This is a genomic window from Nocardia sp. NPDC059195, assembly GCF_042754695.1.
In the GTDB taxonomy this organism is placed as follows: domain Bacteria; phylum Actinomycetota; class Actinomycetes; order Mycobacteriales; family Mycobacteriaceae; genus Nocardia.
On record NZ_JBHZBG010000003.1, the window covers coordinates 290,026 to 309,788 of the forward strand.

22 protein-coding genes are annotated in these 19,763 nt (G+C 67.4%); 14 read left to right on the forward strand and 8 right to left on the reverse strand.

All coding sequences use genetic code 11. The annotated features are described in order from the left end of the window. Positions 1 to 78: 78 nt before the first annotated feature. Genes ACFXKN_RS06125 through ACFXKN_RS06140 form a run of 4 tightly spaced genes read left to right on the forward strand, consistent with a single transcriptional unit; the run spans position 79 to position 3,545 of the window. Positions 79 to 1,140 carry an ABC transporter permease gene (locus ACFXKN_RS06125; protein WP_378950934.1) on the forward strand — a complete coding sequence of 354 codons (1,062 nt, stop codon included), beginning with the start codon at positions 79 to 81 and terminating at the stop codon, positions 1,138 to 1,140. After that, positions 1,137 to 2,063, forward strand: coding sequence for an ABC transporter permease (locus tag ACFXKN_RS06130; protein WP_378950324.1), 927 nt, complete (start codon positions 1,137 to 1,139; stop codon positions 2,061 to 2,063). The genes ACFXKN_RS06125 and ACFXKN_RS06130 overlap by 4 nt, the downstream gene beginning before the upstream one ends. A 28-nt stretch (positions 2,064 to 2,091) precedes the next feature. Next, positions 2,092 to 3,072, forward strand: a complete 981-nt coding sequence (locus tag ACFXKN_RS06135; RefSeq protein ID WP_378950327.1) for an ornithine cyclodeaminase family protein — start codon at positions 2,092 to 2,094, stop codon at positions 3,070 to 3,072. After that, positions 3,069 to 3,545, forward strand: coding sequence for a nucleoside deaminase (locus ACFXKN_RS06140; protein WP_378950330.1), 477 nt, complete (start codon positions 3,069 to 3,071; stop codon positions 3,543 to 3,545). The genes ACFXKN_RS06135 and ACFXKN_RS06140 overlap by 4 nt, the downstream gene beginning before the upstream one ends. Before the next feature lie 56 nt (positions 3,546 to 3,601). Here ACFXKN_RS06140 and ACFXKN_RS06145 read toward each other — a convergent pair whose 3' ends face one another. From ACFXKN_RS06145 to ACFXKN_RS06155, 3 genes are all read right to left on the reverse strand, one after another. Next, positions 3,602 to 4,969: an MFS transporter gene (locus ACFXKN_RS06145; protein ID WP_378950334.1), complete on the reverse strand. Its 1,368-nt coding sequence runs from the start codon at positions 4,967 to 4,969 to the stop codon at positions 3,602 to 3,604. Positions 4,970 to 5,220: 251 nt separating this feature from the next. Then, positions 5,221 to 6,498, reverse strand: a complete 1,278-nt coding sequence (locus ACFXKN_RS06150) for an RNA polymerase sigma factor (protein ID WP_378950337.1) — start codon at positions 6,496 to 6,498, stop codon at positions 5,221 to 5,223. Positions 6,499 to 6,504: 6 nt separating this feature from the next. Further along, positions 6,505 to 6,924 (reverse strand): YciI family protein, encoded by a 420-nt coding sequence (locus tag ACFXKN_RS06155; RefSeq protein WP_378914396.1) that lies wholly within the window; start codon positions 6,922 to 6,924, stop codon positions 6,505 to 6,507. A 250-nt stretch (positions 6,925 to 7,174) separates the two neighbouring features. Here ACFXKN_RS06155 and ACFXKN_RS06160 point away from each other — a divergent pair, with 250 nt between their 5' ends. Both ACFXKN_RS06160 and ACFXKN_RS06165 read left to right on the forward strand, forming a co-directional pair. After that, a complete protein-coding gene (locus ACFXKN_RS06160) occupies positions 7,175 to 7,954 on the forward strand; it encodes a crotonase/enoyl-CoA hydratase family protein (RefSeq protein ID WP_378950340.1) in 780 nt (259 codons plus the stop codon). A 4-nt stretch (positions 7,955 to 7,958) separates the two neighbouring features. After that, entirely contained in the window at positions 7,959 to 8,774 is an 816-nt protein-coding gene (locus tag ACFXKN_RS06165; RefSeq protein ID WP_378950343.1) for an SDR family oxidoreductase, read from the forward strand. Positions 8,775 to 8,928: 154 nt separating this feature from the next. Here the strand turns inward: ACFXKN_RS06165 and ACFXKN_RS06170 are convergent, their stop codons facing one another. Continuing rightward, positions 8,929 to 9,537 (reverse strand): TetR/AcrR family transcriptional regulator, encoded by a 609-nt coding sequence (locus tag ACFXKN_RS06170; RefSeq protein ID WP_378950346.1) that lies wholly within the window; start codon positions 9,535 to 9,537, stop codon positions 8,929 to 8,931. A 120-nt stretch (positions 9,538 to 9,657) separates the two neighbouring features. On the opposite strand from ACFXKN_RS06170, the gene ACFXKN_RS06175 reads away from it, so the two are divergent. Both ACFXKN_RS06175 and ACFXKN_RS06180 read left to right on the forward strand, forming a co-directional pair. Then, complete coding sequence (locus ACFXKN_RS06175) at positions 9,658 to 10,584, forward strand: metal-dependent hydrolase (RefSeq protein WP_378950353.1); 927 nt, start codon at positions 9,658 to 9,660, stop codon at positions 10,582 to 10,584. A 12-nt stretch (positions 10,585 to 10,596) separates the two neighbouring features. Next, positions 10,597 to 11,748 carry a hypothetical protein gene (locus ACFXKN_RS06180; RefSeq protein WP_379432538.1) on the forward strand — a complete coding sequence of 384 codons (1,152 nt, stop codon included), beginning with the start codon at positions 10,597 to 10,599 and terminating at the stop codon, positions 11,746 to 11,748. Between the two features lie 232 nt (positions 11,749 to 11,980). Here ACFXKN_RS06180 and ACFXKN_RS06185 read toward each other — a convergent pair whose 3' ends face one another. Beyond that, positions 11,981 to 12,355 carry a VOC family protein gene (locus ACFXKN_RS06185; RefSeq protein WP_378950359.1) on the reverse strand — a complete coding sequence of 125 codons (375 nt, stop codon included), beginning with the start codon at positions 12,353 to 12,355 and terminating at the stop codon, positions 11,981 to 11,983. A gap of 104 nt (positions 12,356 to 12,459) precedes the next feature. On the opposite strand from ACFXKN_RS06185, the gene ACFXKN_RS06190 reads away from it, so the two are divergent. Together ACFXKN_RS06190 and ACFXKN_RS06195 are read left to right on the forward strand one after the other, a co-directional pair. Beyond that, positions 12,460 to 13,485: a helix-turn-helix transcriptional regulator gene (locus tag ACFXKN_RS06190; RefSeq protein WP_379432539.1), complete on the forward strand. Its 1,026-nt coding sequence runs from the start codon at positions 12,460 to 12,462 to the stop codon at positions 13,483 to 13,485. A gap of 214 nt (positions 13,486 to 13,699) precedes the next feature. Then, the gene (locus tag ACFXKN_RS06195) at positions 13,700 to 14,521 is read left to right on the forward strand and encodes a CPBP family intramembrane glutamic endopeptidase (protein ID WP_379432540.1); all 822 of its coding nucleotides are present in this window, start codon (positions 13,700 to 13,702) and stop codon (positions 14,519 to 14,521) included. A gap of 96 nt (positions 14,522 to 14,617) precedes the next feature. On the opposite strand, the gene ACFXKN_RS06200 is transcribed toward ACFXKN_RS06195, so the two are convergent. After that, entirely contained in the window at positions 14,618 to 15,214 is a 597-nt protein-coding gene (locus tag ACFXKN_RS06200; RefSeq protein WP_378950370.1) for a helix-turn-helix domain-containing protein, read from the reverse strand. A gap of 87 nt (positions 15,215 to 15,301) precedes the next feature. Here ACFXKN_RS06200 and ACFXKN_RS06205 point away from each other — a divergent pair, with 87 nt between their 5' ends. Genes ACFXKN_RS06205 through ACFXKN_RS06215 form a run of 3 tightly spaced genes read left to right on the forward strand, consistent with a single transcriptional unit; the run spans position 15,302 to position 17,487 of the window. Next, positions 15,302 to 15,928: a class I SAM-dependent methyltransferase gene (locus ACFXKN_RS06205; protein WP_379432541.1), complete on the forward strand. Its 627-nt coding sequence runs from the start codon at positions 15,302 to 15,304 to the stop codon at positions 15,926 to 15,928. Positions 15,929 to 15,953: 25 nt separating this feature from the next. Next, the gene (locus tag ACFXKN_RS06210) at positions 15,954 to 16,439 is read left to right on the forward strand and encodes a DinB family protein (protein ID WP_379432542.1); all 486 of its coding nucleotides are present in this window, start codon (positions 15,954 to 15,956) and stop codon (positions 16,437 to 16,439) included. Between the two features lie 19 nt (positions 16,440 to 16,458). Next, complete coding sequence (locus ACFXKN_RS06215; RefSeq protein WP_379432543.1) at positions 16,459 to 17,487, forward strand: alpha/beta fold hydrolase; 1,029 nt, start codon at positions 16,459 to 16,461, stop codon at positions 17,485 to 17,487. Positions 17,488 to 17,506: 19 nt separating this feature from the next. Here the strand turns inward: ACFXKN_RS06215 and arfB are convergent, their stop codons facing one another. Continuing rightward, positions 17,507 to 17,935: an alternative ribosome rescue aminoacyl-tRNA hydrolase ArfB gene (arfB, locus tag ACFXKN_RS06220; RefSeq protein WP_379432544.1), complete on the reverse strand. Its 429-nt coding sequence runs from the start codon at positions 17,933 to 17,935 to the stop codon at positions 17,507 to 17,509. 219 nt (positions 17,936 to 18,154) lie between these two features. Next, the gene (locus ACFXKN_RS06225) at positions 18,155 to 18,964 is read right to left on the reverse strand and encodes a thioesterase family protein (RefSeq protein WP_379432545.1); all 810 of its coding nucleotides are present in this window, start codon (positions 18,962 to 18,964) and stop codon (positions 18,155 to 18,157) included. 45 nt (positions 18,965 to 19,009) lie between these two features. Here ACFXKN_RS06225 and ACFXKN_RS06230 point away from each other — a divergent pair, with 45 nt between their 5' ends. Beyond that, the gene (locus ACFXKN_RS06230; protein ID WP_379432546.1) at positions 19,010 to 19,666 is read left to right on the forward strand and encodes a TetR/AcrR family transcriptional regulator; all 657 of its coding nucleotides are present in this window, start codon (positions 19,010 to 19,012) and stop codon (positions 19,664 to 19,666) included. Positions 19,667 to 19,763: the final 97 nt, after the last annotated feature.

Below are 19,763 nucleotides of genomic sequence, written 5' to 3' on the forward strand. Positions count from 1 at the left end.
CCGGCCATCACGGCCGGACTCGGCCGGATCGACCTGCGGCAGTGGGCGCATCAGCCGATCGTCGTCGCCGCCGCGGCCATGGTCGCCGCAGGCGTGATCGGTCTGATCCTGGCCGCCGTGGCCGGCGCCGCGCCGGGCGCGACGATGACCGCGCTGTGGGAGGGGATGTTCGGCAGCGACTACGCCATCGGCGCCTCGCTCAATGTCGCGGCCACCCTGATGCTGGTCGCGGTCGGTTTCACCATCGCGCACCGCGCCGGGCTGGTCAATGTCGGTGGCGAGGGCCAGATCTGCGCCGGCGGCATCGCGGCCACCGCGATCGGCACCACACTGACCGGCGCACCGACGGCGATCACCCTGCCCGCCGTCCTGATCGGCGCCGCGGCCGCGGGCTGGCTGTGGGCCGCGATCGCGGCGTATCTACGGGTCCGACGCGGTACCAGCGAGATCATCACCACGCTGCTGCTCAACTTCGTCGGCTTGGCACTGGTGCTGCTCGTCGTGCACGAGCCAGCGCTGCTGCGTCAGCCGGTGACCTCCTCGGAGACGCTCCCCCAATCCGAGCAGCTCACCGAGGCAGCGCATCTACCGTTGCTCGGCATCGAACGCTCCCCCGCGACCATCGCCTTGTGGATCGCGGTGATCGCGGCACTCGGTACCGCGATCCTGGTGCGCCACACCGCACTCGGCACCCGCCTGCGCGCGGTCGGGCTCAATCCCGACGCGGCCGCGCGGCTCGGGCTCCCCGTCCAGCGGTTGCGTTTCCTGAGCCTGTCGAGCGCGGGCGCGTTCGCCGGTGTGGCGGGCGGATTGCTGGTGGCGACAGCGCCTTTCGTGCTCGCCGAAGGATTCTCCTCCGGCTACGGCTTCTCCGGGCTTGTCGTCGGCCTGCTCGCTCGCGGCTCGTTGTCGGCGGTCGTCGCCGTCTCGCTGTTGCTCGGCTTCCTCGTTTCCGGCGGGATCAACCTGCAACTGGCGGCCAACGTGCCCGCCTCGACCATCGCCGTCGTGGAGTCGCTGATGATCGTGTTCATCGCAGGCGCCGCCATCTGGACCAGAAGCGTCCGCAAGTCCGAACCCGCTGCACCACAACCGGTTCCCTCCGTGGACACCACCGATCTGGCAGGAGCGCCGCGATGAGCCTCGACACGGTCACCGACATCGCCACCAGCGGAATCGGTTTCACCCTGCCCATCCTGGTGGCCGCGAGCGGCGAGTTGGTGAGCGAGCGCGCGGGCGTGCTCAATCTGAGCCTCGAAGCGATGATGCTGACCGGCGCGTTCGCGGGTGTGCTCGGCGCCGTCACCACCGGTTCGCCGGTCCTCGGTGCCGCCACCGCGGTGATCGCCGCGCTGCTCTTCGGTGCGCTGCAAGCGATCTGGAGTATCGGCTTGCGCGCCGACCAGATCGTCGTCGGCATCGCCAGTAACGCGCTGGCGCTCGGCGCCACCACCTATGGTGCGCGGCTCCTGCTCGCCGACGGCAAAGGACACAGCGTGCCGGGCTTCGACCCGCTGCAAATCCCTCTGCTGCACCGCATCCCGGTCATCGGACCTGCCCTGTTCGGGCAGACCGCACTCGGCTATGTGTGCATCGCGGTCGTCGCCGTCCTGGCGTTCGTCTTCTCCCGCCGCACCAAGCTGGGCCTGGTGATCGACGCGATCGGCGAGGACGCCGTCGCCGCCGACCGCACCGGTCTGTCCGTGCGGACCGTCCGCTACGGCTGCGTGCTGCTGGCCGCGTTCGCCGCGGGCCTCGGCGGTGCGCAACTCGCGCTCTCGGAAGTGCATTCGTTCAGCGACAACATGACCGGCGGCATCGGCTATCTCGCCGTGGTCGCGGTGATCGCGGGCCGCTGGCGCGCGCTCGGGGTGATCTGGGCATCGGTGTTCTTCGGCATCGCCCAGGCACTGCAGTTCGCGTTGCCCGCACTCGGTGTCGATGTGCCGTTCGCGCTGCTGGTGATGCTGCCCTACCTGATCGCGATCGTCGCCGTCAGCGGCCTGGTCGGCAACAGCCGCTCGCCGCGCGACCTCACCGTCGCCTTCGCCCGAACTTCTTGACCTGCCACTACTTTCGTAGGAGCCACCGTTGACTCTGATCCTGTCGCACTCCGATGTGACCGCCGTACTCGATCGCGGCGAGGTGCTCACCGCCGTCGAGCGCGCGCACGCCGACCTCGCGCTCGGCACCGCGTTCGTGCCCGCCCCACCGGCGATGGCGCTGGGCGGCGCGGCCTTCGTGCCGATGGTCGCCGCCGCCGAATCCGCCGGAGCGGCCGCCGTGAAACTGCTCGCCGACCTGCCCGCCAACCGCGAGCGTGGACTGCCGGTCCAGCGGTCGGTGATCGTGGTGACCTCGGCGGCCGACGGTGCGTGCGAGGCGCTGATCGACGGACGCCTCGTCACTGCCGTACGCACCGCCGCCGCCAGCGCCGTGGCGACGAAATACCTTTCGCGACAAGACAGTTCAGTTCTCGGCGTGATCGGCGCGGGCAATCTGGCCGTCGAGCACACCCGTGCGATCGCGACAGTGCGTGAACTCGAGACCGTGCTGGTCTGGTCGCGCACCGCGGCCACGGTCGACCGATTCCGCAGTGCGATAGCCGATCTCGGACTCGAGGTGCGCGCCCTCGACAGCCCGGAGGCTGTCACCCGCGCCGCCGACGTGCTGTGCACCCTCACTCCGTCACGTGAACCGATCGTCCGCGGCGCCTGGTTCGGTGACGGCCTGCACATCAATGCCGTCGGTGCGCCGCCGCGTGCGGATCACCGCGAGGTGGACGGCGAAGCCATGCGCCGGTCCATGGTCGTCGTAGACTCGATCGGCACCACGCTCACCAAGTCCGGGGACACCCTGGTGGCCATCGCCGAAGGCGCGATCACCCAGGACGCGGTGGGCACCGAGCTGGGCGAGGTGATCGCGGGCCGGGCCCCCGGCCGTCGCGGCGATCGCGACATCACCCTGTTCAACTCGGTGGGCATCGGCCTGCAGGACCTGGCCGCCGCCCGCCTGCTCATCGACAAGGCCCGCGCCAACGGCATCGGAACGGAAGTGGATCTCACCTCATGAGCGAGCTGACCGATATCGACATCACCCACCTGCGCCGCGCCATCGACCTCGCCGGGCACGCCGCCGCGCTCGGCGACCGGCCTTTCGGCGCGGTCGCGGTCGCCGACGACGGTGCTGTTCTGGCCGAGGGCGTCAACGCGGTGAACACCACCGGCGACGTCACCACCCACGCCGAACTGGTCGCGATCACCCTCGCGACCGCGGCGGGCCGCGCCGCGCACCTGCGTGGCGCCACCGTGTACGCCAGCGGCGAACCGTGCCCGATGTGCGCCGCCGCGATGGTGTGGGCGGGGGTCGGCCGCATCGTCTTCGCCGCGGCCGCAGCCGAATTCGGGCCGATCCTGCCCCCTGGGACCAGCTTCGAGCTCACCTGCGCCGAGGTTGTCGCGAGCTCGAACGTCCCGGTCGAGATCAGCGGACCGCACCTCGGCGAGGAAGCTCTCGCCGTGTTCCGCGCGGCCGCGCAGAGCTAGTCCCGGACACACCGAGGGCGCGGCGCCGTCTCGACGCCGCGCCCTCCGTGTGCGGTTCACTTCACCGCGACGACCTCTTCGGGCTCGCCCAGGTCACGCTGTTCCTCGATCGCCTCGGGAGTGCCCGGCACCTGGGTGCCGCGCAGCGAGACACCCTTGGTCTCGATGAGGAAGAACGACGCGATCAGGCCGACCGCGCACGCGCCGAACATGTAGTACGCCGGAATCATGTTGTTGCCGGTCGCGCTGATGATCGCCTCGTTGATCACCGGCGCGGTACCACCGAACATCGAGGTGGCGACGTTGTAGCCGATCGCCACACCGGCGAAACGCACGATCGTGGGGAACATCGCGGGGAACGTGGCCGAGATCGTCGCCAACTGTGGTGCGTAGAGCAGCCCGAGGATCGCGAAGCCCGCGATCGCGCCGGCGAGCGAGGAACCGATCAGGTGGTAGACCGGGATCACCGCGATCATCATCGCCGCGCACGAGAACATCCACATGGGTTTGCGCCCGATCCGGTCGGACAGTGCACCCAGGAACGGCAAGGTGCACAGCATCGCGACCTGGCCGATCAACGGCACGAGCAACGCATCGGATTCCTCCATGCCGAGGGTAGAACCGAGGTAGGTCGGGGTGTAGCTGAGCAACGAGTAGTTGACGACGTTCAGTGCGATCACCAGGCCGAACAGGGTCAGCACCGGACGCAGGTACTTCGTCACCAGATCGCGGTAGACGCCGGAGACTTCCTCGGTCTCGTCCTTGCGCTCGACCTCGCGGAACACCGGCGTGTCCTCCACCCGGCTGCGCAGGTACATGCCGATCAGGCCGAGCGGACCGGCGATCATGAACGGGATGCGCCAGCCCCACGAATTCATCGACGCGTCGTCGAGCACATTCACCAGCAGCAGGGCGACCAGATTACCGAGGGTGAAACCGGCGAGCGTACCGACCTCGAGGAAACTGCCATAGAATCCGCGCTTGCGATCGGGCGCGTATTCGGCCATGAATGTCGCGGCACCACCGTATTCGCCACCGGCGGAAAGTCCCTGGATCATGCGCAACAGGTACAGCAGAATCGGGGCGCCGATGCCGATCATCTCGAAGCTCGGGATAAGGCCGACGGCGAGCGTCGATCCGGCCATCAGAATAATCGTGGTGGCGAGCACACGCTTTCGCCCGATGCGGTCGCCCAGCGGACCCCAGATCATGCCACCCACCGGCCTGATCAGGAACGATACGGCGAACCCGAGCAGCGTGTAAACCATTCCGGACTCGCCGTCGCCGGGGAACAACGACTTCGCGATATATGTCGCCAAGTAGGCATAGACACCGTAGTCGAACCATTCGACCGCATTACCGATCGCCGAAGCACCGATAGCCCGGTGCAGCACCGACTTCGATTCCTTTGACTCCCTTGACATCCACAACACCTCTCGTCGTCGCCTTTCACGAATACCCCGCCTCTGTGTGAGCAAACGTTACGAGCGCGCGAAGACCGGCCTTTATAGCCTCTGAACTGTGAATATGGTCCTGCGTCACAGGGTATATCCGCCACCGTTATCGAACCGGCCGACTCGCCAGTGCCTGCCGAGACCGCGGTCGAGCGCGGACCACGGGATACCGGCTTTCCCTGTGCCGCTGGTGGCCGAACGCCGATCCCGGCGACGATCCGTCAGGCGAGGGCAGCGAGTTTGTTTGCGAGGACGGCTTTTTCGCGTTCGTTGCCGCACCGGCGGATGGCGTCGGTGAGCTCTTCGCGAGCTTCGGTGGTGCGGCCGAGCCGGGTGAGCAGTTCGCCGCGCACGCTGGGCAGCAGGTGCGAGGCGGACAGGGCGCCGGATGCGGCGATCTCGTCGACGATCGGCAAGGCCGCGGCGGGCCCGTTCGCCATCGACACCGCCACCGCACGATTGAGGTCGACCACCGGCGAGGGCGCGAGCCTGCCCAGCGCCTCGTACAGCACCACCACCCGTTCCCAATCGGTCCGCTCGACCGAGGGCGCGACCGCATGGCATTCGGCGATCGCGGCCTGCAAACCGTAGGCGCCGAGTCCGCGCCCGACTTCGCCGGCTTTCACCAGCGCGGCACGGCCACGCCGGATCGCCGAGCGGTCCCAGCGGCGGCGATCCTGCTGTTCGAGCAACACCGGCGCACCGTCGGGACCGGTACGGGCGGGAAACCGCGCCGCGGTCAGCTCCAGCAGCGCGAGCAGGCCGTAGACCTCGGGTTCGGCGGGCATCAGCCGCGACAACACGCGGGCAAGCCGCTGCGCTTCCCCGGCGAGATCGAAGCGGATGAGGTCACCGCCGGTGCTGGCCGACGATCCCTCGGTGAAGATCAGGTAGATGACGCCGAGCACCGATCCCAGCCGAGCCCGGCGCTCGGTGGCTGGCGGCACCTCGAAAGCGACCTCGGCCGCGCCGAGCGTCTTCTTCGCCCTGGTGATCCTGGCCTGCACGGTCGCGGTGGGCACCAGGCACGCCTTGGCGATCTCGTCGCTGGTCAGACCGCCGACGACGCGCAGCGTCAAGGCCAACCGTGCCTCCCGCGACAGCACCGGGTGACACGAGATGAACATCAGCGCGAGCACGTCGTCGTCGATCTGATCGGGATCCCACAGCACGTCCTGCGCCGCCCGCACGGGGTCGCCGCCGGTGAGCGCATCGCCCTCGCCGAGGTCGGCGGCGAGGGCGGTGTAGCGGTCATCGAGGGCGGCGCGGCGCCGGAACGCGTCGATCGCCCTGCGCCTGCCGACGGTGAGCAACCACCCGGCCGGCTGACGTGGCACGCCTTCGCGCGGCCACGTCACCAGCGCCTCGGCCAGGGCCTCCTGGGCGAGGTCCTCGGCCATCGCGAAGTCGCGGGTGTAGCGCGCGAGCGCACCGACGATGCGGGCCGATTCGATCCGCCACACGGCGGCGACGGCCTCGCGGCCGGTGTGGTCGCTCATCGTGATTCAGATCTGGCCGGTGGCCTCACGCCACGCGCGCTCCTTCACGACCCAGACATTGTCCTGCGGGAATTCATCGATGCTCGGGACCCGCCGGATCTCGGTCTTGGTGCCCGGTACGACGACCGGCATGCGCTTGGCCCACTCGATCGCCTCCTCCTTGGAGGCCACGTTGAGAATGTAGAACCCGCCGAACAGTTCCTTCGTCTCCCCGTAGGGCCCGTCGGTGACGACCGGAGTCTCCGACGAGTAGTCGACGACGACGCTCTGGGCCGCGTCGTCGAGCCCCTCGGCGGCGACCAGCACCCCGGCGCTGATCAACTCGTCGTTGAACTTGCCCATGGTCTCGAGCATCTCGTTGAAGTCGATATCGGCGGCCGCGGCCCAGGCTTCGTCGGTAGCGCGCATGATCAGCATGTACTTCATGATTTCGTCTCCTCGGATCGGTGTGGACCCGTCTGCCGGGCCCTGTGTTCATCCCTAGGTCGAACGGGCACCCCTGCGGATCGACACCCGGCCGAAATTTCTTTTCGCGAGTGTTCGGCAGCCTACGACGACTGGGGTGTGCGCGCCGGTGACGGACACGAATTCCCGATTCGGGTATTCAAGATCATCCGACGTGATACAGATCGAAGAGGTTTGTCATGCAGGCAGACACCAACTGAAGGAGTCACTCGTGAGCGCAGTTCTCGTCGAGCAACGCGAGCATGTGCTCGTCATCGTGCTGAATCGGCCCGAGGCCATGAACTCGGTCAACGCCGAAGTGAGCGCGGGGGTCGGCGAGGCGCTCGAGCGAGCCGAGGCCGACCCGCAGATCCGCGCGGTGGTACTCACCGGAGCAGGCGAGCGGGCGTTCTGCGCGGGCGCGGATCTGAAGGCGCTCAGTCGCGGTGAGTCGATTCTCGCCCCGGGACATGAGGATTGGAACCTGGCCGGGTACGTCCGGCACCCGATCAGCAAGCCGACCATCGCGGCGGTGAACGGTTTCGCGCTCGGCGGTGGCACCGAACTCGTCCTGGCCAGCGATCTCGCCGTCGCCGCCGAGACCGCCACGTTCGGCTTGCCCGAGGTCGCCCGCGGCCTGTTCGCCGCGGCCGGTGGCGCGTTCCGCCTGCCCGAGCAGCTGCCACGCAAGGTCGCGATGGAGATGATCCTCACCGGCGAGCCGATCACCGCGGCCCGCGCGCTGGAACTCGGCCTGATCAACCGGGTCGTTCCCGCCGCCGAGGTTCTCGATGCGGCGCTGGCACTGGCCGGCCGGGTCGCCGAGAACGCACCGCTGGCGGTGCAGGCGAGCAAGCGGGTGGCACTGGGCATGATCGACGGCAAGCTCGCCGATGACGCCGCCTGGGACCAGACCAACCGCGAGATCATGGCAGTCGCGGCGACCGACGATATGCGAGAAGGCGCCATCGCTTTCGCGCAGAAGCGCAAGCCGAAGTGGCAGGCGCGCTGACACGATGCGGATCCTGATCCTCGGCGCCTCCGGTTTCGTCGGCAGCGCACTGCACGCGCAGTTCGCCGAGAACCACGAGGTCGTCGGGACCAGCCGGGGCGGGCATGGGCTCGTCCCGGTGGATCTCGCCGACACCGGCGCGGTGCGGGCACTCGTCGGGCAGGGGTTCGACCTGGTGGTCCATACCGCCGGTGTCGTGGATCTCGGTGCCGCGCAACGTGATCGCGCCGCGGCCTACGCGGCGAACGTCGCACCGATGGTGCCACTTCTCGATGCCATCGCGAGCACGGGCGCGAAACTCATCTACCTGTCGACCGACAATGTCTTCGACGGCACGGCCGAGAACTACGACGAAAGCGCAACGCGCACACCGATCAACGTCTACGGCGAGACCAAGGTCGCCGCCGAGGACCTGGTCCTCGAACACGACCGCCACCTGGTTGTCCGCCTTCCGCTCGTCTATGGGCGCAGCCCACTGTCGAATAAATTCCTGGCCCGCTTCGCCGCACCCGAGATCCAGGCGCGCACCGATATCGTCTGCAATCCGCTGTATCTACCCAGCCTGGCGCCGGCGCTCGAGCAGCTCGCGGACGAATCGGGCGTCGTGCACATCGCGGGCGCGGAAACACTGAGCCGCTATCAACTCATGACCCGGGTCCGCGACCGCCTCGCCGCACCGGCACGCATCGTGGCGACCGATCGCTACTCCACCGTCCAGGACTGCCCGCGACCATTGCGCCTGGTCATGCGGAGCAATCGGCACAAACTGACCGGCCCGGACGTCGATACCGCACTCGACGAACTCCGCCATCCGCATTGACTGAGAGTGAGTGCACAGTCACTCACCTGACCAAGCGCGTTTCGTCGCCGTGCTCGATCACTTCTTCGAACTCGTCGAACGCGCGATGTCAACGGGCGCGGCCGATTCCACCGCCGAGGACCCGGCCGGAATTCCGGGCGGGCACGCTCGGCGTTCAGCCCTTCTGCTGCGCGCCGATCGCGGATCCCATCCATCGGTGCAGGTAACGACGCAATTCGTCATCGGAGCGTGCCGGGTTGCCCGGCGACAGGAAGAACGACTGCATCGTGCGAAGCACGTATTCGACGAGTTCGCGCAGGGCGGGGTCGTCGTAGCCGTGGGCGGTCCAGTCGACGTCGAAGCGGCGGATCATCGTCATACCGAAGGCTTGAGCCTCGTCGGAGGTCATGTCCGCCGGGTGGGCGTTGGAATACGAGCTCGACAGCAGAATGCCCAGGTGGGGTGTGCGGCGGACGTCGGTGAGGGTGAAGACGACGGCCTCTGTCATCGCTTCGACAGGGTCGCCGAGGCCGCTGACCTGACGGGTGAGTCGATCGAGGAAATCGTCGACCGAGGCGATAGCCGAGGCGGTCATGAGCGCGTCGGCGCTGGGGAAATACCGATAGACCGTCTGACGGATGACGCCGAGCGATTCCGCCACGTCGGCGATGCTGATCTCCGCACCGGTCCGGCCGATGAGTTCGACTGCGGCAGCGATGATCCGGCGCGTCGCCTCCGCATCGTCACCCGGCGGACTGCCGCCCCACCCACGTCTACGCGCCACCAGGTGGACGCTAGCACAACCCCAGGTCAGGGCGAATTCCTCGAAAGTGATCATACACTCGACGGCTTAATCGTATGATTGCTTTTAATCAACCGTGGCCGACAACGAGGTAGCCCCACCGTGACCGAACTTCACGTCCGCAAAATGGATTTCGCGTTCTCCGACTACGACGTGCCCTTCCTGTGGAACCCGCAGAACCCGGCGTTCTCGTCGATGGCCAATGCCGTCTCGTTCCTGGCGATCGGCTTCGAGAAGATGATCGTGCAGCTGATCACGCAGGCGAAACCGCAGATCACCGACCCCGAGGTGGCCTCGGAGGCCGACGCGTTCATGCGTCAGGAGGGTCAGCATTCCACCGCCCACCGCCAGCACGTGAAGGCGCTGATCCGCCGCTACCCTGGTCTGCAACAGACCCTGGACGCGGTGATCGGCGAGTTCGACAAGCTCACCGCCGAGACCTCGGTGAAGTACCGCCTCGCCTACACCGCCGACCTCGAGGCGACGTTCACGCCGGTGTTCAAGCTGATGCTCGACAACGACAAGAATCTGTTCGCCCCCGGCGACGATCGCGTCGCCTCCCTGTTCATCTGGCATTTCGTCGAGGAAGTCGAGCATCGCAGCTCGGCGCTGATCATCTTCAATTCGGTGGTCGACAGTGAGCTGTACCGGATGCGGGTGGCGGCGTCGATCTTCCGGCACGTGCTGCAGGTGATCCGGGTGGCGTGCGCGGGCTTCAACGAGCATGTGCCGCTGGAGGATCGGGAAGTCGACGCGCTGTCGATGTTCGCCAACTACCGCAGGGGCCAGACGCTGCGCCGGTGGCTGCCGTTCCTGCAGCCGGCCGACAACGGGACGATGCCGCGCGCGTTCGACGATCTCGGGCTGCGCGAACAGCTCGTCGCACTGGGCGGCATCATCCGCAGTCAGATGCCGCGGCACAATCCGGAGCACGAGCAGCTCCCCGCGCTCGCCGGCGATTGGTTCCGCCGCTACGACGAGGGCTACGACGTAACCCGTTGGTACACCGCCGATTCCGTCAGCTCGTAGAAGGTAACCCTGATGTCCGACCATTGCTCGAACACCTTCGCCGAGCTCGCCACCGAGCTCGGCTTCTCCTGCGAGGAAGCAGGCGGACTCGTCGAGTTCCGCAGCCCGTTCGCCCTGGAGAACTGGACCCTGCCGGTCCTCGAACTCACCATCGTCATCGGCGCGATTCTCGCGCTCTGGTACGCGATCGTGCGCCTGCGCCGCCACGGCGACCCCACCAACCTGGTCCTGTGGTTCGGCGCCACCGCCTACCTGTTCGTCATCGAACCGCCGCTGTACTTCCCGGCCGCGTTCGGCATCGAGGACCACGTCGACACGATGTTCGCGCACAACGTGTTCACTGTCGACTTCCTCTGGGGCCGACTGCCCATCTACATCATCGCGATCTATCCACTGATGGCGACAATGGCGTTCGGCATCGTCCGGATGCTCGGTATCTTCCGTCGATACGGCGTTCTGATCGGCGCCACCTGCGTGGGTTTCGTGCACCACGCGTTCTACGAGATCTTCGATCACCTCGGACCGCAGCTGCGGTGGTGGGAATGGTCGGTGGACAACCCGATCAACCAGCCGATGTTCGATTCGGTCCCGATGGGCAGCGTCGTCGTCTTCGCGGCATTGTGGCCGATGTCGCTGGCCTTCTGCGTGCAGTATTTCGTCGGCCGCCACGTCGATGACGGCAGAGCCTTCTCCGGTATCGAATTGACCTGGCGCACAGTCGTCATCGGCCTGCTCGCCTCGGTCGGCACCTTCCTGCTCCCGCTCCCCGCGACCGTCATCGGCATGAGCAACACCACCGTCCGCGGCATCGTCTACGCACTCGAACTGGCCGTCCTCGCGGTGGTCGCCGGGGTCGTGATGGTTCGCCAATGGTCCGAGCTCCGCCGAGGATCCGCGGCAGATCCGCAGTACATAGACCCGTTCGTGCAACGATTCAGCGCCCTCTACCTCGCTGTCTTCGCCGTCCTCTGGATCGCGTCACTGCCCGCCTTCTTCGACGCCGTCGACGGTCAGACGAGCAACGGCGACCCCATCGGAAACCTCTGGTACACAGCGGCTTGCTTCGCCATCGCCATCGGCTCGGTCCTGGCTACCTTCACCGTGCCACGCCCCCAGACGACCCCGGACGCCCCCGCTTCGGCGGCTTCGGAGGTGTCCAGCTGATCCAGCTGCGCACCAGTGTTGCCGCCGCGTTCACCCACGACGTGGGCGGACTGACACCAGGAGCGGATGATGTCGGCGCCGCACCGGGCAGGCGCCGACATCTTTGTCTCTACAGCTGGTCGGAGACCGTGCGATAGCATAGCAAGATGCTCTCCCTCGGGCTCGTCGCTCCGATGCACCGGTCGGCGAATCTCGCGCGGGCAACGCTGCCGAATGGGTTCGCGTGCACGGCCTACGTGGCGATCGGGGTGAAGAGGTTGATCAGGTTCCCATCGGGGTCGCGAAGCAGCAGCGACCGGTTGCCCCACGGCATCGTCGTCGGCTCGTTGACGAAATCGTCGACAGCGTCGCGCAACCTCCGGTAGTCGGCGTCGACGTCGGGGACCATGAACTCGATGATCGCGGTGTGGTTGTCCGCCGGGCGCGCGCTGCCCGCTCCGAACAGCGCCACGGTACGGACGCTGCCGATCGCGAGCGTGCCGACCGGGGTGACGATCTCGGCGAAATCCGGTGTAGCCCACCTGGCTTCGATGCCGGTCACGCGCTGATAGAAGCCGACCAGTTGTTCGATGTCGTCGGTGATCAGGCGGATCGAGACGAGGTTCATTGCGCGCTCCTGCTGTCGGATGGGGCGGAGGTTTCCACCGCCGCACGCCACGGTAGAGCTGATACCGGACAGTTCCCGCCCGGTATCGATGCGAGAATTTCCCGATGACGCGCCCCACCACCCGAGTGCTGGCCATGCTCGAGCTGTTGCAGGCCGGCGGCACCCACACCGTCGGCGAACTCGCCCGACGGCTCGGTGTCGATGAACGCACCGTCCGGCGTTACGTCACCCATCTCACCGACCTGGATATCCCGATCCGATCGGTCCGTGGCCGCTACGGGGGCTACCGGCTCGCTCCCGGGTACCGGATGCCGCCGCTGATGCTGACCGACGACGAGGCGGTGGCCGTGTTGCTCGGACTCCTCACCAGCCGGTCGACAACGGCCGCCCACGCCGCCGACAGTGCTACGGCCAAACTCCGCCGCGTGCTGCCTCAGCGTCTGACCGCCCGGCTGGACGCACTGATGAACACCGCCGAATTCACCACCGACCCCCGCCCAGCAGTCGCTGTCGAGACCGCTGTCCTCCTGACGATCGCGGAGGCCACCCGCGAGCACCGACCGGTCGCGATCGGCTACACCGACCGGAACGGACAACGCAGTGCGCGGACCGTGCACCCGTACGGGCTCGTCGCCCACTCCGGCCGCTGGTACCTGACAGGGTTGGACAGCAACAGTGCCGACCTACGCCAGTTCCGGCTGGACCGGATCACCGAGGTGACCATTCTCTCCGAAACCTTCGCTCCCCCCATCGAATTCGAGCCGACCGCCCATCTGCTGTCCGCACTTGCCACCGCGGGCTATCAGCACGAGGCATCGATCCGAGTCCAGGGCACCCTCACGCAAGTCCGCTCGCTCCTCCCCGCGACGATCGCGACGGTGCACGAGATCTCCACACCCCCCGACACCGCCCCGTGGGTCCGGGTCCTGATCCGAGCCGAACAACTCGACTGGATTCCCCCCGTCCTCGCCGGCCTCGACCGCCCGTTCATCATCGAACACCCCGATGCCCTCACCGACGCCGTGCGCGCCCTGGGCCGCCGACTTACGGCAGCGGCGACGTCAGATCCGAAACCCACCGTTGTGGGTGTCGGCGGGCCGAGCCGTCGCGGCTCAGAACACATCCGATAGTTCCGATGACCGTGCAGCTGTCGCGGCTTGGTATTCACCGAGCAACGTACTGGTCGGCAAGATGCCCTACGCCCATCCGGGCGAGCAGCGAGTGCGGGCGGACAGTACGGTCTCACTCTCGAGTACTACTGAGGAACTCTCCCACGGAGTGATGTGGCGCGGCGCGACGCGTTCGTAATCTCGCCGGACTGCACAAACGGCGAGAGGACATTTGATGGCGATCCTTACCGAGCGGAAAACGCCGCTGCAGCGGTTCCGGGTGCCGGTTCTGCTCGTCGGGACGGTCGTGTTGCTGATCGCCGCCCGGGGGGTGGACGCGCTCGTTTCGGGTGTGCCTGTGTTGCGGTTCTCCCTCGGGATCGGCGCGGCCGCCGGGGCGGTCTTCGCCTATACGTGGCTCTCCCGCCGTGTCGAGAACCGGGTGGAGGTCACGGAACTGGCCGCCGCGGGGCGGTGGAGCGGGCTCGGGCACGGTGCGCTCATCGGCGCCGGGGCTTTCCTCGCGACGATGCTGCTTGCGGTCCTGTTCACCGACGCCGACGTCACCAGTGGCTCATTCGGGGCCTGCCTGGGCGTGGCCGGCTCGATGGCCTCAGTGGCGGTCACCGAGGAACTGCTGTTCCGTGGCGTGGTGCACCGCATCCTGGAGGAACGGACCGGCAGCATCGTCGCGATCGCGGTCTCGTCACTGATCTTCGGTCTGACACACTTGGTCAACAGCAACGCCACGCTATGGGGCACCCTGGCCATCGCGGTCGAAGGTGGCGCGCTGCTGGCCATCGCCTACACCGCCACTCGGTCGCTGTGGTTGCCGATCGGCCTGCATTTCGCCTGGAACTTCACGGAGTCCGGCGTGTTCGGCACTGCGGTATCCGGCGCTGACGGCGAACCCGGCCTGCTGCGCACCGTCCTTTCCGGACCGGAGGTGCTTACCGGGGGGACATTCGGTCCAGAAGCGAGCCTCTTCGCGCTGCTGTGCTGCCTGGTCCCGGCGGTGTGGCTGCTCCGCAGTGCGAAGCTCGTCACCCGGCGTTGACCACTTCACCTCCGGACCTCCCGAAATCGCCGGTGCACCACGCGTCGCCGGGCCCGGTCGCAGATGAGCGTTCGGTGGCGAACAGATGGTCACGCATCAATGGCCCTCGCCGTGCGATGACCCAGTTGCGTCGGCGCGCACGTGCGCACGCATCCCTTGCACGCCGAACAGGATCAGTAGTTCGACCGCACCGCCGTCGGCGCTGCCGAGCCAGTGCGGCAAGGATGTGTCGAACTCGGCGGCCTCACCCGCCGACAATGTCAGTTCGCGCTCGCCGAGCACCAGCCGCAGGCGACCGTTGAGCACGTACAGCCATTCGAAACCGTCATGTGTCTGCGGTGTCGGTTCGAGCGGTTCGGGCACCGCGGGAATGATCATCTTGAACGCCTGCACCCCACCCGGCCGCCGCGACAGCGGCACGAAGATCAGCCCGAACCGCCGGATCGGCTTCAGGTGGATTCGAGGGTCGCCGGTGCGCGGGGCACCGACGAGATCGTCCAGCGGAACGTCGTAGGTGCGCGCGAGGGGCAGCAGCAACTCCAGGGTCGCCCGGCGCTGCCCGCTCTCCAGTCGAGACAAGGTGCTCTCCGATACCCCCGTCCGCGCCGACAAGTCAGCGAGGGTGATGCCGCGGTCGCGACGCAGCGCACGCAGCCGCGGGCCGACCATGTCGAGCACGTCTTCCGTATCCATGAGTTCATCTTGCCGGAACAGCAAGATTGCGTGCCAGATCGTGCTGGGTCCGGAAACACTGAGAGTGTCCCGATCAAAGGAGTCTTGATGAGCGCTACCGATGCGGTCACCTTCTGGAACGGCGTCTACGCCGCCCGTTCGCCAGCAACCGACCCTCAGCCGAACGACCTTCTCACCGAGGTGGTTTCGGATCTCTCACCCGCGGACGCGTTGGATCTCGGATGTGGCGACGGCGGCGACACGCTCTGGCTCGCCGACCGGGGTTGGCACGTCACCGCCGTCGACATCTCGGCCGTGGCGCTCGCGCGGCTCACCGACCTCACCAGCTCACACGGCCTGGGTAGCCGCGTCACTACCGAGCAGCATGATCTGCGGAAGTCCTTCCCGCAGGGCCGATTCGACCTGATCTCGGCCCACTACCTACACACCCCCTTCGGCCTGGACCGGGCCACCGTCCTGCGCGCGGCCGCGCACGCGCTGTGCCCGGGCGGGCGACTGCTGGTCGTCGACCACGGCTCGACTGCGCCATGGTCGTGGAATCAGGACCCCGACCTCCGCTACCCGAGCCCGCGGGAAGTCGCGGCGGGTATCGATCTAGATCCGGCGACGTGGCTCGTCGAGCGGGCCGACGCACCCCGCCGGATCGCGACGGGACCGGATGGCCGCACCGCCGAGGTCACCGACCACGTCCTGCTGATCCGCCGCACTGTCTGATCCGCCACCGACGAAGGAGACCGCCGTGCCCACCACCAACCGGCGCCGCGATGCCCCGCCGCCCCGGACCGGGAGCAGCGAAACCGCGACTCTGCGCGCATTTCTCGACTACCTGCGGGCCTCGATTGCCGCGAAGGTCGACGGCGCCCCCGAACCGCAGGTGCGAACAGCGGCGGTGCCGTCGGGCACGAACCTGCTCGGACTGCTGAATCACCTGACGTTCGTCGAACACTCGATATTCCTCGGGGCCGACGTGACCGACTGGCAGGCGACATTCCGAGCCGCACCGGCTGACAGCGTGGCCGATGTCGTCGCCCGCTACCGCGAGACGGTCGAGCGCGCGAACGAAGTTCTCGATGGGTGCACCGATCTCGGCGGACCCGTGCCGCAGTCGACGCGTCCCACTCCCAGCGTCCGCTGGGCACTCGTCCACATGATCGAGGAGACCGGCCGCCACGCGGGCCACGCCGACATTCTCCGCGAATTGATCGACGGCGCCACCGGGCGCTGACTTCCCAGGACAGGAACACATGATCACCGCAACCCGGCCGTCGCCGCGCCGCTTCCGCCGATCCGTACGCGCGATGGCGACCGTTACGCTAGCTCTCCTGCTCACGGTCGGCACCGCAGCGTGCACCACGCCGACCCCCGCCGACGTTCCCCCGTACGCCGTTGCCACCCACAATGACCCGGAGTTCGACAATACTTTCCGGCACGAGTTCGCCGATATCGACGGGGTCCGGATGCACTACGTGACCGGTGGCAGCGGCACGCCACTGGTGCTGATACACGGTTGGCCACAGACCTGGTTCGGCTGGTGGCCGATCATGCCAGACCTCGCAGAGAAACACACCGTCTACGCCATCGACCTTCCCGGACTGGGTGACAGCACCGGCTCACCGAGTGGCTACGACAAAGCCACCCTGGCCCGCTACGTGCACACCCTGATCGCCGATCGGCTCGGGGTGCGTGACGCCCGCATCGTCGGGCACGATTTCGGCGCCGCGGTGGCCTTCCAATACGCCACCCAGTTCCCCGCCGACACCGCACGCCTCGGCTACCTCGATCTGCCGCTACCCGGGCCGGGGATCGATGCGCCCACCTACCGTTCGATGAGCTGGCATATCGCCTTCCACTCCCAGCGGCGGGTCCCCGAGGCAGTGGTCGGCGACGATGTCCGCGAGTACCTGGCGCTGTTCTATCCGCAGGTCTCCTTCGGCGGATCTGCCTTCGGTGGCACGTCGGACCGATCCCCGTTCACCGACGCCGAGATCGACGAGTACGCACGGACCTACCGCCGACCCGAAACGCTGGCAGGCGGCTTCGAGCTCTACCGCGCTCTCGACCAGGACGTCCGCGATGCCGTGGCAGCAGCACCGACACAGGTGCCCACGCTGTTGATGACCGCCCAGGGGCAGCTCGACCCGGTCCGGGCGACCGCGGCCCCACGGATGACCAATATCGTGCAGGCAGTGGACGTACCGAACGCAGGACACTGGCTCGTCGAGGAGAACCCGCAGTTCGTCACCTCAGAACTGCTGCGCTTCCTCGACGGATGAGTTCGAGAGCAGGGTGGCACTAATCGTCCGGGGAGGCGCGGCGGTTGCGTTTGGTGACGCCGCGCCGCTTCTTCGCGGAGATGCGACGTTCCTTCGCTCCGCGCGAGGGTTTGGTGGCGCGGCGAACAGGTGGCGGGGCGGCAGCGGCGTCACGCAGTAACGAGACCAGGCGTTCGCGGGCGGCCGCGCGGTTCTGCAGCTGTGCGCGTTGCTCCGATGCGGCGATCGTGAGTACCCCGTTGACCAGTCGGGTGGCCAGCCGGTCGAGCATCCGGGTGCGCAGCCACTCCGGCACCGAGGGCGAGTTCGCGAGGTCGAACGACAGCTCTACCCGGCTGTCGGTGGTGTTGACGTGCTGTCCTCCCGGACCGGACGACCGTGAGAACCGCTCGCGCAACTCGGACGCGGGTATCACCAGCACCCGAGTCACGGTCAGGTCCTCCGCCATGATCCGACGCCGCTCTTTCCGATCCGCGAGTCAACTCGGCCACGTCGGTCTAGTTCCGACTGAATGCTGACCTTGTCATGAATGATAGCGATGACCTTGTCGACGTATAACAAGGCCGGCCAACCTCGATCCGGTGTCGTCGACCAGGTCGGCGGGCAGCCGCCTGTACACCTCCCCTGGGTATGCTGGTATTGCGTTACCGAGCGGACTCACACGCGACTACCGTGCGCGTTCAGCAGGCATGCGGACAGCGGCGAGTTGGGTGGCGCGGGCGACGAGATTGCCTTTGCTGTCCCAGGTTTCGGCTGTCTCGTGCATTCGACCTGCGGTGACGTCGGTGGCCTGCATGGTGACGTGGAGGGGGCCCGGGGCGGGGCGGCGGCGCAGATAGGCGGTGAAGCTGATGGTGGGCGCCCAGCCGGGCATGCCCAAGGTCAGGGAAGCCGGGGGTATCGGGTCCAAGGCGATCAGCAGGGAGAAGGAATCCCAGTCGGAGCCATCCGCCAGGCGTAGCCAGGCGGCGATACGACCGTCCATGGACGGCTTGCCGACGACGAAGCCCAGGGTCGAGGGGTCGAGGCGATGCTCGACGACCTCGAGCAGCGGCACGGGAAATGGGGCGCCCGGCGGGTTCGAGGGGGAATGGAAGCAGTCGTGTTCGGCCGGGATGGCCGGGGCTGTCGAGGTCGTCCACCACGGGTCGGAATCCTCGAGCAAGCCGAGTGTGATCAGGGCTTCGGTGCAGGATCGGCCGTTCTGCTCCAGCCGCGCACGCAGCTGCGTCGAGGCGCGGCCGGCGCGCAGGACTTCGACGGTCACCGTCGCCGCACCAGGCGACGGGGGCGCCAGGAACGTGGCGCTGATCGTGGTCAGGTGCGGGTGATCGGAACGAGCAGCGGCCGCGCGGGCCAGCACAGCCAGGAGGTAGCCGCCGTGCAGCTTGTCGCCCACGGCCCATTGCGGGTCGAGGTCTGCTGCGAAAGCGTCGCTACTGGGGATTACCGCCGTGGCGTCGGCGAAGGTCTGCATACAGTCAGGTTGACACCGTCAGGTTGACAATGTCAATGTGATGAGGTGACGGACAGAAGGGTGCGAGCCAATCCGGGACAGGGCGGGCGGCTGCGGGAAGAGATCCTGGCGGCCGCCGAGCAGTTGCTCGAAACCGCCGGTACCGAGGACGCGCTCACGGTGCGCGCCGTCGCCTCGGCCGCCGGAGTTTCCACTCCGTCGGTCTATCTACATTTCACCGACCGGGAAGCCCTGCTCGAAGCGGTCTGCATCCGGGTCTGGGGTCAACTGGAAGATTTGTTCCACCGCTGCCAGGTAGCGGACCCCTTCCATTCGCTGGGGCGGTTCGGTCGCGCCTACGTCAAGTTCGCACTCGAGCACCCTGTGCAGTACCGGGTCCTGCTGATGCGCACGTCCAGTTCCGAAAATCCTGCCGCGACAACCTGTTTCCGGTTGATGACCGACGCGATCACCACCTGTGTCGCCACCGGCCTGATGCACGGCGATCCAGGAACACTGGCGCTGCATCTCTGGTCGGCTGCGCACGGCTGCGTCTCACTGCTCATCACCCAACCGCACCTGCCATGGCCCGAAGACCTGGACGACTTCATCGACAACACGATCCGCATGGCAGGTTTCGGCGTCGCCCTCCAAGCGCGCCTGCCCGAGGTGCGAACCAGCCCCGAACTCGCTACCGCCCTGGATAGGCTGCACTCGCCCTGATCCCGGAGAGGTCGGCGGTCCGGCGGCGATAGCCGACCTGCCGAGAACCATTCCGCCAGCCTCTCCGCCGGCCGATCCCACGATGCCGCATACCGTG

Coding starts and splice junctions, on each gene's coding strand:
- ACFXKN_RS06125 (WP_378950934.1), top strand. CDS start 79: ATGGTCGCCGCAGGCGTGATCGGTCTGATCCTGGCCGCCGTGGCCGGC.
- ACFXKN_RS06130 (WP_378950324.1), top strand. CDS start 1,137: ATGAGCCTCGACACGGTCACCGACATCGCCACCAGCGGAATCGGTTTC.
- ACFXKN_RS06140 (WP_378950330.1), top strand. CDS start 3,069: ATGAGCGAGCTGACCGATATCGACATCACCCACCTGCGCCGCGCCATC.
- ACFXKN_RS06145 (WP_378950334.1), bottom strand. CDS start 4,969: ATGTCAAGGGAGTCAAAGGAATCGAAGTCGGTGCTGCACCGGGCTATC.
- ACFXKN_RS06150 (WP_378950337.1), bottom strand. CDS start 6,498: ATGAGCGACCACACCGGCCGCGAGGCCGTCGCCGCCGTGTGGCGGATC.
- ACFXKN_RS06155 (WP_378914396.1), bottom strand. CDS start 6,924: ATGAAGTACATGCTGATCATGCGCGCTACCGACGAAGCCTGGGCCGCG.
- ACFXKN_RS06165 (WP_378950343.1), top strand. CDS start 7,959: ATGCGGATCCTGATCCTCGGCGCCTCCGGTTTCGTCGGCAGCGCACTG.
- ACFXKN_RS06180 (WP_379432538.1), top strand. CDS start 10,597: ATGTCCGACCATTGCTCGAACACCTTCGCCGAGCTCGCCACCGAGCTC.
- ACFXKN_RS06185 (WP_378950359.1), bottom strand. CDS start 12,355: ATGAACCTCGTCTCGATCCGCCTGATCACCGACGACATCGAACAACTG.
- ACFXKN_RS06190 (WP_379432539.1), top strand. CDS start 12,460: ATGACGCGCCCCACCACCCGAGTGCTGGCCATGCTCGAGCTGTTGCAG.
- ACFXKN_RS06195 (WP_379432540.1), top strand. CDS start 13,700: ATGGCGATCCTTACCGAGCGGAAAACGCCGCTGCAGCGGTTCCGGGTG.
- ACFXKN_RS06200 (WP_378950370.1), bottom strand. CDS start 15,214: ATGGATACGGAAGACGTGCTCGACATGGTCGGCCCGCGGCTGCGTGCG.
- ACFXKN_RS06205 (WP_379432541.1), top strand. CDS start 15,302: ATGAGCGCTACCGATGCGGTCACCTTCTGGAACGGCGTCTACGCCGCC.
- ACFXKN_RS06215 (WP_379432543.1), top strand. CDS start 16,459: ATGATCACCGCAACCCGGCCGTCGCCGCGCCGCTTCCGCCGATCCGTA.
- arfB (WP_379432544.1), bottom strand. CDS start 17,935: ATGGCGGAGGACCTGACCGTGACTCGGGTGCTGGTGATACCCGCGTCC.
- ACFXKN_RS06225 (WP_379432545.1), bottom strand. CDS start 18,964: ATGCAGACCTTCGCCGACGCCACGGCGGTAATCCCCAGTAGCGACGCT.